This window comes from Pseudomonas sp. BIGb0381, assembly GCF_024809815.1.
Lineage (GTDB): Bacteria > Pseudomonadota > Gammaproteobacteria > Pseudomonadales > Pseudomonadaceae > Aquipseudomonas.
Window position 1 is genome coordinate 69,319 of the sequence record NZ_JANUEN010000001.1, and the last position, 15,229, is coordinate 84,547.

The window sequence follows — 15,229 nt, forward strand, 5'->3', positions numbered from 1 at the left end:
GCCAGCGCCAGGTCGAGTTGTTCACTTGACGCAAGGGCCAAGCGCAGCACGGTGGGGTTTGTCGCAGGGGGTAAACAGGCTTTCACACCCATGAATACGCCCCATACCGGCTGTTTGCCCTGATAAAGTGTATTAAACGTAGCGTGCTGACCCTCCTTCCAGTCTTCATGGGCGTTTTGCCAAGGGCATGCCCACCACTGAACCCATGCCAGGTGCTCACTCAGTGGGTATTCGATCTTAGGCATCATTCGCAGGTCCGGCAGAATCGTTCATTACTGACGACGCGTGCAGAAATCGCTGACGCCGACGGTGCATAAATAGCGTGGCAACAACAGTTACCACCACGCCAAGCAGAGCGGTGATTAATGTGCTACGCCAAAAACCTAGATCCTCGCCGGGCACCAGGAAGGGGCCAAAATACACTAGGCGTTGCTGCTCCTGATAAGCAGTCGCTGGAACGAATATCACGCTGAGTTTTTGAGGGTTGTCGATTGCCGTGGCCATGCCTGGGATGCTGCCTGCCACCATCCTGCGAACACGTGCGCGGATGTTGTCGGGATCCAGGCGTGGGTCGTGTTTTATAAACACAGAAGCAGATGCGGGCTGGACCGGTTCACCGGGTGCGATGCGTTCAGGCAGTACCACGTGGACTCGGGCAACGATGACTCCGTCAATGTTGGACAGCGTGGCCTCAAGTCCTTGGGACAAGGCATAGATGTAGCGCGCTCGCTCTTCGAGCGGCGTGGAGATAACGCCTTCCTTGCGAAATGTTTCGCCCAGTGTCGTCCTGGCCGCTCGTGGCAGACCCGCGGCTTCCAAGGTACGTACGGCGCGCCCGATGTCGTTTGCGTTGACCGTCACAATGACACCATCTTTGCTAGGGACTTTTTTCGCGCGAATGTGTTTATCTGCAAGTTCTGCTATGACCTCATTGGCCTCTTGCTCAGAGAGCTTGCTATGGAGCTCGACCCGCTCACCGCAACCGTTCAGCATAAGTATAGTTGCCAAGAGTAATACGAAAGGCAATAAGTTATTCATGTTGATTATTGCAAGTTAGAAACTTTGTCAATGCTTTGTGTCGTCTTGGCAAGGCATTTTACTAGCAGTTGGGAGGTTATTTGTATATTCGCCAGCACTCCAGGGAATTCCCGGAATTTAGTCATGTCCAGCTGCTTGTTAGTTGATTTAAGCAGTTTTGCCATTCGCATTTTAGAGGTATATAACGGATTGATAGCCTCAGCAATCCCGGGGGCTAGAGAAGGCCTGGTATTAGATGCGTTTATCTTTGTATGCTCTTCGAGCAATGATGTGAAGAAACAAGAGTCGCTATGGCAGGTTGACTGATCTCGTTTGGTGTTAGTAGTGCCGAGATCTAGCTTTTTCTCTAAGTCAACAAGTTCTCTTATTTGCATAACATACCTATTATATAAAGCGCCGCAGAAAAATTTACAAAGAATAGTGAGCGCTCACTACGGTTTGGGGTCGAGGCGGGGCCTCTCGGGCTGATATGCCCGAGAGGTAGAAACTATTAAGTTTTGGCAACTTGAAGAAGGTCGTTAAATTTTTTCTTATCAATTTGCTTCAAGGCAGTTTCAATTTTATTCTCTCTGTCAAGGCCGTCAAGAGCGTCTGCGGTGGAGTTAGATCCCGATCCCGAGCTCGGTAAGGCGCCGTAGTTTTGCTGTTGAGGATATAGACTTGTTGGGGAGAGACCGGATATAGCCATGAGAAAAACTCCAGAACATTAATTTTCAAGTTTGTTTTTTGCTGTCGATCAAAAATGTGGAAAAGGTCATTTTTTCTCACAAATGATCTTGGCGTTAGATATGTGGCTTGTAGGTCGGTGGCGTTCCATGTCATGAGTAAATTAGATATTTCTAAATGTGTTACTGGCATGAATGTCGGTATGATATTTTTGTTAAGGTATGGAGTTGCTGAATTTCTCGAGGTGTACCCAGGGGGGGCAAATGTTTCTAGAGAAAATGCACCTTCAAGCCAACCTGATTACCTCAGCGATATCGCTAGCTGTTTCATCCTATAGTATAAAGTCCGTTTGGTTACCTTAAGCTCAACCGCTACATTGTCTACACAGTGTTGGTGCCGGAACAACGACTCTTCAATTAGCGCTTTTTCAATTTGCTGCAAGCGCTCCTTGAGGCTTGCTTGAACTTCTTGTTCGCTGCTCATGGGAGTAGAAAACGGTGGCAAATTCAACACGAACCGTTTGGCCGTTGACCGTAGTTCACGCACGTTGCCGAGCCAGGTGTGGCATAGCAGTTGTTGCAGTAGCCCCTCAGAAGGGTGCGGGGCAGTGCATTTGAAGTGGTTTGCTTCTTGCCGGATCATTTCCAGGAACAGCGGAATGATGCGCTCGCGTCGCTCCCGCAGTGCCGGGAGCTGAATATTCACGACGTTCAGGCGAAAATACAGGTCACGCCTGAAGGTGCCGTGTTCGACCATCTGGTGCAGCGAGTGCTGGGCAGACGCAATGACACGCATGTCCACAGGGATGAAGCGGGTCGAACCCAGGCGCTCCACGCCGCGTGATTCCAGCACGCGTAGCAGCTTGGCCTGCAGGTTCAATGGCATGCTGTCGATCTCATCAAGGTAAAGCGTGCCCAGGTGGGCAGCCTCTACGAAGCCGGCCCTGGATTGCATCGCCCCGGTATAGGCGCCGCTGTTGACGCCGAACAATTGGCTTTCCGCGAGGCTTTCCGGGATGGCTGCACAGTTCACGGGAACAAAATTACCTCGCCGTCCCGATAGAAGATGAATCCGTTGTGCTAGCGTATCTTTGCCTGTACCGGTTTCCCCCAGTAACAAAATGTCAATGTTGAGGGTAGCCGTGTTGTTTAGTGTGTTTTCAATATCTGGGCCTTCGATGAGTGAAAATGCCGTTTCATTTTCCATGTTGAAGGTTGTCGACATTGAAAGATGTTCCCTTCCTGCTATTAATTCATTGTTAAAAGGACGTTATGCTCGCGATGACCAGTGGCGTAGATTATAGGGGCTGTCATTCATTCTTAAAGGGGGGCGACGGGCAATTGCTGTAGGAAAGTGTCTTTCTGTTGTAGCGATGAAGTCGCATCGTTCTTGGTGGGTGCGAGGAATAAGCAAGTCAAATAGGATAAGTCTGAAAGTATTTAATATTCGGATATGAAGGCTATATAAAATTAAATACGTGCCCACAAAAAAGCCGATGCAATGCATCGGCTTTTTTATTGGTGTATTAAGAGTGACGTTTACACGTTAAAGCGGAAGTGCATCACGTCGCCATCCTTGACGATATATTCCTTACCTTCCAAACGCCATTTACCGGCTTCCTTAGCACCGGCCTCACCCTTGAACTGGATAAAGTCGTTGTAGGCGATCACTTCAGCGCGGATAAAGCCTTTTTCAAAGTCGGTGTGGATCACACCCGCAGCCTGTGGCGCAGTGGCGCCGACTTTTACGGTCCAGGCGCGGACTTCTTCGACACCGGCGGTGAAGTAGGTCTGCAGGTTGAGCATTTCGTAGCCGGCGCGGATCACGCGGTTCAGGCCAGGTTCTTCCAGGCCCAGGGCCTCAAGGAACATGTCTTTCTCTTCGCCGTCATCCAGCTCGGCGATTTCCGCTTCGATCTTGTTGCACACCGGCACCACGATGGCGCCTTCTTCGTCGGCGATGGCCTTGACCACGTCGAGCAAAGGGTTGTTCTCGAAGCCATCTTCAGCGACGTTGGCGATGTACATCACAGGCTTGGTGGTCAGCAGATGGAAGCCCTTGACCACGGCCTTCTCGTCAGCGCCCATGGTCTTCATCAGGCTGCGTGCCGGCTTGCCCAGGGTGAAGTGCGCGATCAACTGTTCCAGCAGGCCTTTCTGGACCACAGCGTCCTTGTCGCCGCCTTTGGCGTTGCGTGCGACTTTCTGCAGTTGCTTCTCGCAGCTGTCGAGGTCGGCGAAGATCAGTTCAAGGTCGATGATCTCGATGTCGCGTTTCGGGTCGACGCTGTTGGAGACGTGAATCACGTTCTCGTCTTCAAAGCAGCGGACCACGTGGGCGATGGCATCGGTTTCACGGATGTTGGCCAGGAACTTGTTGCCCAGGCCTTCACCTTTCGACGCGCCGGCTACCAGGCCGGCGATGTCGACGAACTCCATGGTGGTCGGCAGGATGCGCTTGGGATTGACGATGGCCGCCAGTGCTTCCAGGCGCGGATCGGGCATCGGCACGATGCCGCTGTTGGGTTCGATGGTGCAGAAGGGGAAGTTCTCCGCCGCAATACCGGACTTGGTCAAAGCGTTGAACAAGGTGGATTTGCCGACGTTGGGCAGGCCGACGATGCCGCAATTGAATCCCATGGTGTTTCCCCTCGGAAAAAAGTCAGGCCTTCTGGCTGTGCAGGTTTTTCATCGCGCGGTTCCATTCACCGGCGAAGATATCCGGCAGCACGCCGAGGGCAAAGTCGATGCTGGCATCGAGTTTTTCCTGTTCGGCGCGTGGCGCACGACCCAGGACGAAATTTGAAACCATACTGGCGACGCCTGGGTGGCCTATGCCGAGCCGCAGGCGGTAAAAATTATTCTGATTGCCCAACTGCGCGATGATGTCGCGCAGGCCATTGTGCCCGCCATGCCCGCCGCCTTGCTTGAGCTTGGCAACACCGGGTGGCAGGTCCAGTTCGTCATGGGCCACCAGGATTTCCTCGGGTTTGATCCGGAAGAAGCCCGCAAGCGCCGCGACAGCCTGGCCGCTGCGGTTCATGTAGGTGGTGGGAATCAACAGACGAATATCCTGACCCAGGTGCGAGAAGCGCCCGGTCAGGCCAAAATATTTGCGATCGGCCACCAGGTTTACACCTTGGGCGTGGGCGATGCGCTCAACAAAAAGGGCCCCCGCGTTATGCCGGGTCTGTTCGTATTCGGCGCCTGGATTTCCCAGGCCAACGATCAGTTTAATGGCAGTCACGACAGGGGCCCTTCCTTTGGAGTTGTGGATAACATCGCCTGACCTGAGTGCGGCGAAAGTGGACGACAGGAGCTAACTTATCCAGAGATAAACTTCGCGTTATCGCCCGCTTTCTCGCTACGTTTCGGTCCGCGATGTTTCCTCAAAGCTCCGGCAATACAGAGTGAATTACTCTGCAGCGCCTTCTTCAGCTTCTGGAGCAACGCGTGGAGCGTGTACGTTTGCAACAGCTTTGTCATCACCGTGAGCCAGTGCAACGAACTCAACGCCTTTAGGGGCCTTGAGGTCGGACAGGTGAATGATGTCGCCGATTTCCAGAGCCGACAGGTCGACTTCGATGAACTCAGGCAGGTCTTTCGGCAGGCAGGTCACTTCGATTTCAGCAACAACGTGCGAGACTTCGCCGCCTTTCTTGACCGGAGCTTCTTCACCCACGAAGTGCACAGGTACGATAGCGGTCAGTTTCTGACCCGCTACGACGCGTACGAAGTCAGCGTGCAGCACGTGGCCTTTAGCTGGGTGACGTTGCAGGGCCTTGATGATGACGTTCTGCTTTTTGCCACCAACGTTCAGCTCGATGATGTGGCTGTAGGCCGCATCGTTTTCGAGCAGTTTGGCAACTTCTTTAGCCAGCATGCTGATGGATTCAGGGGCTTTGTCGCCACCGTAAACTACAGCTGGAACCAGGCTTGCGAGACGACGCAGGCGGCGGCTCGCACCTTTCCCCAGGTCGGAACGCACTTCAGCATTCAGAGTAAAATCGTTCATGTTGTATCTCCAAAATAACCACATTCGCCCCAGCGTTTGCGACCAGCGCTAAAGGCGATATGGGCAAAAAAGCCCCGCCCCAACAGTATGCTGGGGCGGGGCGCTTTTCGTCAGTGAGGTGTTCCGAAGGTTTGACCCTTAGCGGAACATCGCGCTGATCGATTCTTCGTTGCTGATGCGGCGAACCGCTTCGGCAACTACCGGCGCGATATCCAGTTGACGGATACGCGCACAGGCTTGAGCAGCGGCGGACAACGGGATGGTGTTAGTCACCACCAGTTCGTCCAGCACAGAGTTCTCGATGTTCTCGATCGCTCGACCCGACAGCACAGGGTGTGTGCAGTAGGCGAAGACTTTAGCTGCACCGTGCTCTTTCAAGGCTTTGGCCGCGTGGCACAGGGTGCCGGCGGTGTCGACCATGTCATCAACCAGAATACAGGTACGCCCTTCGACATCACCGATGATATGCATCACTTCAGAGTGATTGGCTTTCTCGCGGCGTTTGTCGATGATCCCGAGGTCCACGCCCAGGGATTTGGCAACAGCCCGTGCACGCACGACGCCACCAATGTCCGGGGACACAATCATCAGGTTTTCAAAGCGCTGGTCTTCGATGTCATCCACCAATACCGGGGAGCCGTAGATGTTATCTACCGGAATATCGAAGAACCCCTGGATTTGGTCAGCGTGCAGGTCAACCGTGAGCACACGGTCGATGCCTACCACGGTGAGCATGTCAGCAACGACTTTCGCGCTGATAGCCACACGTGCGGAACGCGGACGGCGATCCTGACGTGCATAACCAAAGTAAGGGATTACAGCTGTGATTCGAGTCGCTGAGGAGCGGCGGAAGGCATCAGCCATCACGACGAGTTCCATCAGGTTATCGTTGGTCGGAGCGCAGGTCGGCTGGATAATGAATACGTCTTTACCGCGGACGTTTTCATTGATCTCGGCTGTAATTTCGCCGTCGGAAAATTTACCGACAGAGATGTCACCGAGAGGGATATGCAGCTGACGTACGACACGTCGAGCCAGATCGGGGTTGGCGTTCCCCGTAAAGACCATCATCTTGGACACGCGCAGTACCTAGAGGCTGAGGGTAACCTGGATGAGTATTAGAAAATGGCAGGGGCGGCTGGATTCGAACCAACGCATGGCAGGATCAAAACCTGCTGCCTTACCGCTTGGCGACGCCCCTGTATCTGTTGCAACGAGTACCCAGTACTCGATTCCTTTTAGAGCAGACTTTGCAGCTTACGATGCAACATCGAAACGTTGCTTCCCTTTGCTACAAACCCTGTAAGGGTCTCTGTAAGAAGGGCCGAGACTTTATCAGCTTCAGCTTTGCTTGGGAAGCCCCCAAACACACAACTTCCAGTTCCGGTTAATTTTGCTTCGGTAAATTTACCTAACAAATTCAAAGCGTTACGTACCTCTGGATAACGCCTTGCTACAACCGGTAAGCAGTCATTTCGACTGTTTCCCTTGGGAACGGGGCGCACTTTAATGGGAGGAGAGTTACGTGTCAACAGCGGATCTGAAAAAATTTCTGCTGTACTTACAGATACTTGCGGGACAAGCACGACATACCACGGCTCTTCGGGGTATTCCGGGGTGAGTTTTTCCCCCACACCCTCAGCAAAAGCGGCGTGTCCACGCACGAAAACCGGGACGTCGGCGCCCAGCGTGAGGCCCAGCGCAGCCAGGCGATCATGGTCCCAGCCCAGTTGCCACAAGTGGTTCAGTCCCAGCAGTGTGGTCGCGGCATTCGAGCTGCCACCACCGATTCCGCCACCCATGGGCAAAATTTTATCGATCCAGATATCGATGCCCTGGGAACAGCCGGACTGCTCCTGGAGTTTTTTGGCGGCTCTCACGATCAGATTGCTGTCGTGGGGCACGCCTTCGAATTCAGTGTGCAACTGGATCACGCCATCGTCGCGCAGGGCGAAGGTGAGCTCATCGCCGTAGTCGAGAAATTGAAACAGCGTCTGCAACTCGTGATAGCCGTCTTCACGGCGACCGAGAATGTGCAGCATCAGATTGAGTTTGGCCGGCGAGGGCAGGGTCAGTCTTTCTAAGGCCACGTTATTGCCCCAGCTTGCGCGGTTGCCAGTCCTTGATCACCAGCGTGACGTCCAGGTCGGTGCCATGCAGCTTGATACGCTCTGGCAACCAATAACCGCCCTGTTCCACGTAGCTGAGGTACTCGACCTGCCAGCCATCTTGTTCCAGGGTGGCCAGGCGGCTGTCACCGTTAAGGCTCAGGCGGCTCTTGCTGTCCGGCGCAGGCAAGCCGCGGACCCACCACACCAGATGCGAGACAGGCAGTTTCCAGCCAATCTGTTCTTCCAGCAGCGCTTCGGGCGATGTGGCCTCATAGCGACCCTGATTGGCGACTTCGAGGCTGACTTGTCCTGGGCGACCCGTCAGGCGAGCAGCGCCACGCCCCAAGGGGCCGGACAAGCGAATGTCGTAGTAGTCCTGGCGTTGCAGCCAGAACAAGGTACCGCTGCCGGAGTCTTTCGGTGCGCGAACCCCGACTTTGCCTTCGATCTGCCAGCCGTCGATGCTGGCGAGCTGATCCTTGTGCTGCTTCCATTGCGCCGGGTTGCCCTGGCCCTCAACGGATTCGCGGGCACCGAAGCCCGCACAACCGGCGAGCAGGGCAATGAAGCTGAAAACGATAACGTGGCGCAAGAACATAAGCTTAAAGGGTCTCGGATCCGGTCAGGCGCTTGATGGTGCCGCGCAGGATGGGGCTTTCGGGTTGTTCCTTGAGGAATTTTTCCCAGATTTGGCGGGCTTCGCGCTGCTTGCCATTGGCCCACAGCACCTCGCCCAGGTGTGCAGCGACTTCCTGATCGGGGAAGCGCTCCAGGGCCTGGCGCAGCAAGCGTTCGGCTTCGTCGAGGTTGCCCAGGCGATAGTTCACCCAGCCCAGGCTGTCGAGTACAGCCGGGTCTTCCGGGTTGAGCTTGTGCGCTTGTTCGATCAATACCTTGGCTTCGTCGTAACGCGTGGTGCGGTCGGACAAGGTGTAGCCCAGGGCATTGAGGGCCATGGCGTTGTCCGGGTCACGCTTGATGATCAGGCGCAGGTCTTTTTCCATCTGCGCCAGGTCATTGCGTTTTTCCGCCTGCATGGCGCGGGTGTACAGCAGGTTCAAATCGTCGGGGAATTGCAGCAAGGCTTGTTGCAGCACCTTCCAGGCGCGCTCGCCCTGATTATTGGCTGACAAGGTCTCCGCCTGGATCAGGTAAAGCTGGATCGCGTAGTCCGGTTCGGCATCCCGTGCAGCAGCCAGGCGTTTTTCTGCCTCATCGGTACGCCCGTTGCTCATCAGGATGTCGGCCTGGCGCAGTTGGGCCGGCAGGTAGTCGTTGCCTGGCCCGACTTGTGCGTATTCAAGCAGGGCGGCCTGGGGGGCGTTGCGCTCTTCAGCGATGCGGCCCAGGTTCAGGTGCGCCGAGTCGACATGACTTTCGCGCTCGATCAGCTCTTCCAGATAACCCTTGGCCTCGTCCCAGGCCTTGGCTTCCAGGCACACCAGCGCCAGGGAGTAACGCAGTTCATCGTCGTCCGGGTATTGCTGGAGCAGGTTGGCGAACTGCACTTTGGCGTCCTCCATTCGGTCCTGCTCCACCAGCGTGCGCGCGTAAGTCAGGCGCAGGCGCTTGTCGTCCGGATATTTCTTGATGCTTTTTTCCAGCAGTGGAATCGCTTCCTTGCCGCGGTTGAGGTTCTGCAGCAGGCGCGCGCGCAGCAGAATCGGCGCGATCTCGCCGTCTTCCGGCGGGTTCTGTTCCAGCAGCTTCAATGCGGCTTCGGCTTCATCATCCTGTTGCAGCAGCAGGGCCTTGCCGAACACCAGTTGACTGTTCTTCGGGTGTTTTTGCAGCAGGCGGTCGAAACTCTTCATCAGGCCGTTGCGGGTGTCCTGGTCGGTGTCGGCAGCCGACAGCGCGAGGAAGTCGAAATGGGTGTCGCCCTTGCCTTGCAGGACTTTCTCCATATAGACCATGGAGTCGTCATAGCGCCCGGCCCGGGCCAGTTGAATGGCCGCTGCCCGTTGTGCCTCCAGATCGTCCGGCGCGTTCTTTGCCCAGATCAGCGAGGTATCCAGTGCGGCCTGATCGGCCCCCAGGTACTCGGCAATACGGAACGCCCGCTCGGAAATCCCCGGATCCTGAGTGTTGATGGCCTGGGTCACGTAATTATCCAGCGCAATATCGAAGCGATTGCGCTGGCCGGCCAGTTCCGCACTGAGCAGGCTGAACACCGTTTCTTCACTGAACGAGGAATAAACCTTGGGCTTTTCAGGGGCGGGGGTGCTGTCTTCCACCGGCGGTGTACCGTCCGGCGACACGGGTGCCATGGCCTGGCAGCCGCTGAGGAAGACAAAAGCAAGGAGCAACGCGGAGGATCTATTCATATAGGAAGAGGACGACTAACCTGCGGTCGGATCATCATGACACAAGCCTTCGGTCAAACATAACCGTGTGGGAGCGAGCTGGCTCGCGATAAGCCTGAGGACAACGCGTTTTATCAGGAGGCCGCGTCATGGTTCACGACCATCGCGAGCAGGCTTGCGCCTACAGATGGCCTTTTTATAGGCATAAGCTACTAGGACAATAGACGACGGTGGTTGTTCTGAATCTTTCGAAGTAGGACAATTGTCGGCTTCCCGACATCATCAGCGATATTGAATGGCCTTCCTCGCACTCGGTATTAACCACAAGACTGCTTCCGTAGACGTGCGCGAGCGCGTGGCGTTTACGCCAGAGCAGTTGGTTGAGGCCTTGCAGCAGCTCTGCCGTCTCACCGACAGCCGCGAAGCTGCGATCCTTTCGACCTGCAATCGCAGTGAGCTTTATATAGAGCAGGAACATCTTTCAGCGGATGTGGTACTGCGCTGGCTGGCCGATTATCACCATTTAAGCCTCGAAGATCTGCGCGCTAGCGCCTATGTGCACCAAGACGATGCGGCAGTTCGTCACATGATGCGTGTGGCATCCGGTCTCGATTCGCTGGTGTTGGGCGAGCCGCAGATCCTGGGCCAGATGAAGTCAGCCTACGCCGTGGCGCGCGAGGCCGGCACCGTCGGTCCGCTGCTGGGCCGGCTGTTCCAGGCCACTTTCAATTCCGCCAAGCAGGTGCGTACCGATACTGCCATCGGTGAAAACCCGGTGTCCGTGGCGTTTGCCGCCGTCAGTCTGGCCAAGCAGATCTTCAGCGACTTGCAGCGCAGCCAGGCGCTGTTGATCGGCGCCGGCGAGACCATCACCCTGGTTGCCCGCCACCTGCATGACCTGGGCGTGAAGCGCATCGTGGTCGCCAACCGTACCCTGGAGCGCGCCAGCATCCTCGCCGAGCAGTTCGGCGCCCACGCGGTGCTGCTGTCGGACATCCCGGCCGAACTGGTGCGCAGCGATATCGTCATCAGCTCCACCGCCAGCCAGCTACCGATCCTCGGCAAGGGCGCGGTTGAAAGCGCGCTGAAACTGCGCAAGCACAAGCCGATCTTCATGGTCGATATCGCCGTTCCGCGGGATATCGAGCCCGAAGTCGGCGAGTTGGACGACGTTTACCTCTACAGCGTCGACGATCTGCATGAAGTGGTGGCCGAAAACCTCAAGAGTCGCCAGGGCGCTGCCCAGGCTGCTGAGGAGATGGTCAGCATCGGCGCCGAAGAGTTCATGGTGCGCCTGCGTGAACTGGCAGCGGTGGACGTGCTCAAGGCGTATCGTCAGCAGGGCGAACGCCTGCGTGATGAAGAGTTGATCAAGGCCCAGCGCCTGCTCGCCAACGGCAGCAGCGCCGAGGAGGTGCTGATGCAGCTGGCCCGCGGCCTGACCAACAAGTTGCTGCATGCGCCCAGCGTACAATTAAAAAAACTGACTGCCGAAGGCCGCCTCGATGCGCTGGCCATGGCCCAGGAACTCTTTGCCCTCGGTGAGGGCGCGCCCAGCTCTTCGGATAAAAAATCGCAATGAAAGCGTCACTGCTCAATAAACTGGACGTCCTCCAGGACCGTTTCGAAGAACTGACCGCCTTGCTCGGCGATGGCGAGGTCATCTCCGATCAGACCAAATTCCGCGCCTATTCCAAGGAATACGCCGAAGTTGAGCCCATTGTGGCTACTTACAAAAACCTCACCAAAGTGCAGGCCGACCTCGAAGGTGCCCAGGCACTGCTCAAGGACAGCGACCCGGACATGCGTGAAATGGCCGTGGAAGAAGTCCGCGAAGCCAAGGAAAAGTTGGCCGAGCTGGAAGGCGACCTGCAACGCATGCTGCTGCCCAAGGACCCCAATGACGGGCGCAACGTGTTTCTCGAGATCCGTGCCGGCACCGGCGGTGATGAAGCGGCGATTTTCTCCGGCGACCTGTTCCGCATGTATTCGCGTTATGCCGAGCGTCGCGGCTGGCGGGTCGAGATCCTGTCCGAGAACGAGGGCGAGCACGGCGGCTATAAAGAAGTCATTGCGCGGGTCGAAGGCGACAACGTCTATGGCAAGCTGAAGTTCGAGTCCGGAGCCCATCGCGTGCAGCGGGTTCCGGCGACGGAATCTCAGGGCCGTATCCACACCTCGGCCTGCACCGTGGCCGTGTTGCCTGAGCCGGACGAGCAGGAAGCTATCGAGATCAACCCAGCCGACCTGCGGGTCGACACCTACCGCTCGTCGGGCGCCGGTGGTCAGCACGTCAACAAGACGGACTCGGCGATCCGTATCACCCACTTGCCATCGGGCATCGTGGTGGAGTGCCAGGAAGAGCGCTCCCAGCATAAGAACCGTGCGCGGGCCATGTCCTGGCTATCGGCCAAGCTGAATGACCAGCAGACCAGCGCCGCCGCCAACGCGATTGCCAGCGAGCGCAAATTGCTGGTGGGCTCGGGCGACCGCTCCGAGCGCATCCGTACCTACAACTTTGCCCAGGGTCGGGTCACCGACCACCGGGTCAACCTCACCCTTTACTCGCTGGACGAGATTCTCGCTGGTGGCGTGGATGCGGTGATCGAGCCATTGCTCGCCGAATACCAGGCCGATCAACTGGCGGCGATAGGTGAATAAATGACCATTATCGCCAGCCTGTTGCGCGCCGCTGACTTGCCCGACTCGCCCACGGCGCGCCTGGATGCCGAACTGTTGTTGGCGGCTGCCTTGGGCAAGTCCCGCAGCTACCTGCACACCTGGCCGGAAAAAATCGTCAGCAGCGAAAACGCCCTGACCTTTGCCGGCTACCTGCAACGCCGCCGCGGCGGTGAACCAGTGGCCTATATCCTCGGTCAGCAAGGTTTCTGGAAGCTGGACCTGGAGGTCGCGCCCCACACGCTGATCCCGCGTCCGGACACCGAACTGCTGGTGGAAGCGGCCCTGGAATTGTTACCGGCCACCCCCGTCAAGGTCCTCGACCTGGGCACCGGCAGCGGCGCCATCGCCCTGGCCCTGGCCAGCGAGCGCCCGGCCTGGCACGTCACGGCCGTCGACCGCGTGCTGGAAGCCGTGGCCCTGGCCGAGCGCAATCGCCAGCGCCTGCACCTTAATAACGCCACGGTGCTCAACAGCCATTGGTTCAGCGCCCTGGCAGGCCACACTTACGATCTGATCATCAGCAACCCGCCCTACATCGCCGACAATGATCCGCACCTGGTGGCCGGCGATGTGCGTTTTGAACCGGCCAGCGCCCTGGTGGCGGGCCATGATGGTTTGGACGATCTGCGGCTGATCACCGCCCAGGCCCCGGCCCACCTGAACGCCGCCGGCTGGCTGCTGCTGGAGCACGGTTACGACCAGGCCGCCGCGGTGCGCGACCTGTTGCTGAGCCAAGGCTTCGAGCAGGTGCACAGCCGCATCGACCTTGGCGGTCACGAACGCATCTCCTTGGGACGCTGGCCGTGCTGACCGATCAGGAGCTGTTGCGCTACAGCCGACAGATTCTGTTGCAGCATGTCGACATCGATGGCCAATTGCGCCTGAAAAACGCCCGTGCGTTGATCGTCGGCCTCGGTGGCCTGGGTGCCCCGGTGGCGATGTACCTGGCCGCCGCTGGCGTCGGCGAATTGCACCTGGCGGATTTCGACACCGTCGACCTCACCAACCTGCAACGCCAGATCATCCATGACACTGACAGCGTCGGGCAGGCCAAGGTCGACTCGGCCATCCATCGCCTGAGCGCCCTCAACCCCGAAATCAAATTGGTCGCCCATCGCATCGCGCTGGATGCCGATACCTTGGCGGCGGCCTTGGCGGCCGTGGACGTGGTACTCGATTGCAGCGACAACTTCTCCACCCGCGAGGCGGTCAATGCCGCCTGCGTGGCGGCGTGCAAGCCATTGATCAGCGGCGCGGCGATTCGTCTTGAAGGGCAGCTGTCAGTATTCGATCCACGTCGGGCCGACAGCCCGTGCTACCACTGCTTATACGGGCACGGCAGTGACACTGAACTCACCTGCAGCGAAGCGGGCGTGGTCGGCCCACTGGTGGGCCTGGTCGGTAGCCTGCAAGCCCTGGAGGCCTTGAAGTTGCTGGCTGGTTTCGGCGAGCCGCTGGTGGGGCGCTTGCTGCTGATTGACGCATTGAGCACTCGCTTTCGCGAATTGCGGGTCAAGCGTGATCCCGGTTGCAGTGTCTGCGGGACGCGACATGGGTAAGGACGCGCCGATCGGTGTGTTCGATTCCGGCGTCGGCGGCTTGTCGGTGCTGGATGAGATTCAGCAATTGCTGCCCCATGAGTCACTGTTGTACGTCGCCGATTGCGGACATATCCCCTACGGCGAGAAAACCCCCGCGTTCATTCTTGAGCGCTCCCGGTCGGTTGCCGAGTTTTTCCGCGAGCGGGGCGCCAAGGCTTTTGTGATCGCCTGCAACACCGCAACCGTCGCGGCTGTCGCGGATTTGCGCCAGGACTACCCCGATTGGCCCCTGGTGGGCATGGAGCCTGCGGTCAAACCCGCTGCGGCTGCCACTCGCAGTGGCGTGGTCGGGGTGCTCGCCACTACCGGTACCCTGCAAAGCGCCAAGTTCGCCGCGCTGCTCGATCGGTTTGCCACCGATGTGCGGGTGATCACCCAGCCGTGCCCGGGCCTGGTGGAGCTGATTGAAACCGGTGATCTGGATAGCCCGAGCCTGCGTCAGTTGTTGCAGGGCTATATCGACCCGCTGCTCAGCGCCGGCTGCGACACCATCATCCTCGGCTGCACCCACTATCCCTTCCTCAAGCCGCTTCTGGCGCAGATGCTGCCCGCCAGCATCATCCTCATCGACACCGGCGCTGCCGTCGCGCGGCAGCTCAAGCGTTTGCTGGGCGAACGCAATCTGCTGGCCCTCGGCGATCCTGAGCCGACACAGTTCTGGACCAGTGGCGATGTGTATCACCTAAGAAATATCCTACCGACACTATGGAAACATTCTGGAGTTGTGCGAAGCTTCGGGTCGTGAAAATTTCGTGAAATGTCGCTGAACTTCTGAGTGTACGTCAGCTTCTATAGCGAGATGGCCTGTAAA

Annotated in this window: 15 protein-coding genes and 1 tRNA gene; 5 read left to right on the top strand and 11 right to left on the bottom strand. The window is 57.5% G+C overall.

Annotated elements, in window-relative coordinates:
- Window positions 1-237 precede the first annotated feature (237 nt).
- The 11 genes from sctJ to M2397_RS00390 all read right to left on the bottom strand — a co-directional run bounded on the left by sctJ (window position 238) and on the right by M2397_RS00390 (window position 10,156).
- Window positions 238-1,038, bottom strand: a complete 801-nt coding sequence (gene sctJ / locus M2397_RS00340; RefSeq protein WP_122309105.1) for a type III secretion system inner membrane ring lipoprotein SctJ — start codon at window positions 1,036-1,038, stop codon at window positions 238-240.
- A 490-nt stretch (window positions 1,039-1,528) separates the two neighbouring features.
- Window positions 1,529-1,726 (bottom strand): hypothetical protein, encoded by a 198-nt coding sequence (locus tag M2397_RS00345; RefSeq protein WP_131700407.1) that lies wholly within the window; start codon window positions 1,724-1,726, stop codon window positions 1,529-1,531.
- A gap of 278 nt (window positions 1,727-2,004) precedes the next feature.
- Window positions 2,005-2,928 (bottom strand): sigma 54-interacting transcriptional regulator, encoded by a 924-nt coding sequence (locus M2397_RS00350; protein WP_131700406.1) that lies wholly within the window; start codon window positions 2,926-2,928, stop codon window positions 2,005-2,007.
- Window positions 2,929-3,242: 314 nt separating this feature from the next.
- A complete protein-coding gene (ychF, locus tag M2397_RS00355; protein ID WP_065924046.1) occupies window positions 3,243-4,343 on the bottom strand; it encodes a redox-regulated ATPase YchF in 1,101 nt (366 codons plus the stop codon).
- A gap of 22 nt (window positions 4,344-4,365) precedes the next feature.
- Window positions 4,366-4,950 (bottom strand): aminoacyl-tRNA hydrolase, encoded by a 585-nt coding sequence (pth, locus tag M2397_RS00360; RefSeq protein WP_131698530.1) that lies wholly within the window; start codon window positions 4,948-4,950, stop codon window positions 4,366-4,368.
- 168 nt (window positions 4,951-5,118) lie between these two features.
- Window positions 5,119-5,718 carry a 50S ribosomal protein L25/general stress protein Ctc gene (locus M2397_RS00365; RefSeq protein ID WP_131698529.1) on the bottom strand — a complete coding sequence of 200 codons (600 nt, stop codon included), beginning with the start codon at window positions 5,716-5,718 and terminating at the stop codon, window positions 5,119-5,121.
- A gap of 138 nt (window positions 5,719-5,856) precedes the next feature.
- Window positions 5,857-6,798, bottom strand: coding sequence for a ribose-phosphate pyrophosphokinase (locus M2397_RS00370; protein ID WP_003171603.1), 942 nt, complete (start codon window positions 6,796-6,798; stop codon window positions 5,857-5,859).
- Window positions 6,799-6,844: 46 nt separating this feature from the next.
- Window positions 6,845-6,919, bottom strand: a tRNA-Gln gene (locus M2397_RS00375).
- Between the two features lie 37 nt (window positions 6,920-6,956).
- A complete protein-coding gene (gene ispE / locus M2397_RS00380) occupies window positions 6,957-7,760 on the bottom strand; it encodes a 4-(cytidine 5'-diphospho)-2-C-methyl-D-erythritol kinase (RefSeq protein ID WP_205885421.1) in 804 nt (267 codons plus the stop codon).
- 49 nt (window positions 7,761-7,809) lie between these two features.
- Window positions 7,810-8,427 (bottom strand): lipoprotein insertase outer membrane protein LolB, encoded by a 618-nt coding sequence (gene lolB / locus M2397_RS00385; RefSeq protein WP_131698528.1) that lies wholly within the window; start codon window positions 8,425-8,427, stop codon window positions 7,810-7,812.
- 4 nt (window positions 8,428-8,431) lie between these two features.
- A complete protein-coding gene (locus M2397_RS00390; protein WP_131698527.1) occupies window positions 8,432-10,156 on the bottom strand; it encodes a tetratricopeptide repeat protein in 1,725 nt (574 codons plus the stop codon).
- Between the two features lie 274 nt (window positions 10,157-10,430).
- Between M2397_RS00390 and hemA the strand changes: the two genes are divergently transcribed.
- The 5 genes from hemA to murI are packed head-to-tail and all read left to right on the top strand — an operon-like array spanning window position 10,431 to window position 15,163.
- Window positions 10,431-11,717, top strand: coding sequence for a glutamyl-tRNA reductase (gene hemA / locus M2397_RS00395; protein WP_131698526.1), 1,287 nt, complete (start codon window positions 10,431-10,433; stop codon window positions 11,715-11,717).
- On the top strand, window positions 11,714-12,796 hold the full coding sequence (gene prfA, locus M2397_RS00400) for a peptide chain release factor 1 (RefSeq protein ID WP_027606884.1): 1,083 nt from the start codon (window positions 11,714-11,716) through the stop codon (window positions 12,794-12,796). The genes hemA and prfA overlap by 4 nt, the downstream gene beginning before the upstream one ends.
- Entirely contained in the window at window positions 12,797-13,627 is an 831-nt protein-coding gene (prmC, locus tag M2397_RS00405; RefSeq protein WP_131698525.1) for a peptide chain release factor N(5)-glutamine methyltransferase, read from the top strand.
- Window positions 13,621-14,376, top strand: coding sequence for a molybdopterin-synthase adenylyltransferase MoeB (locus M2397_RS00410; RefSeq protein WP_259242123.1), 756 nt, complete (start codon window positions 13,621-13,623; stop codon window positions 14,374-14,376). The genes prmC and M2397_RS00410 overlap by 7 nt, the downstream gene beginning before the upstream one ends.
- Window positions 14,369-15,163: a glutamate racemase gene (gene murI / locus M2397_RS00415; protein ID WP_259242124.1), complete on the top strand. Its 795-nt coding sequence runs from the start codon at window positions 14,369-14,371 to the stop codon at window positions 15,161-15,163. The genes M2397_RS00410 and murI overlap by 8 nt, the downstream gene beginning before the upstream one ends.
- Window positions 15,164-15,229 lie beyond the last annotated feature (66 nt).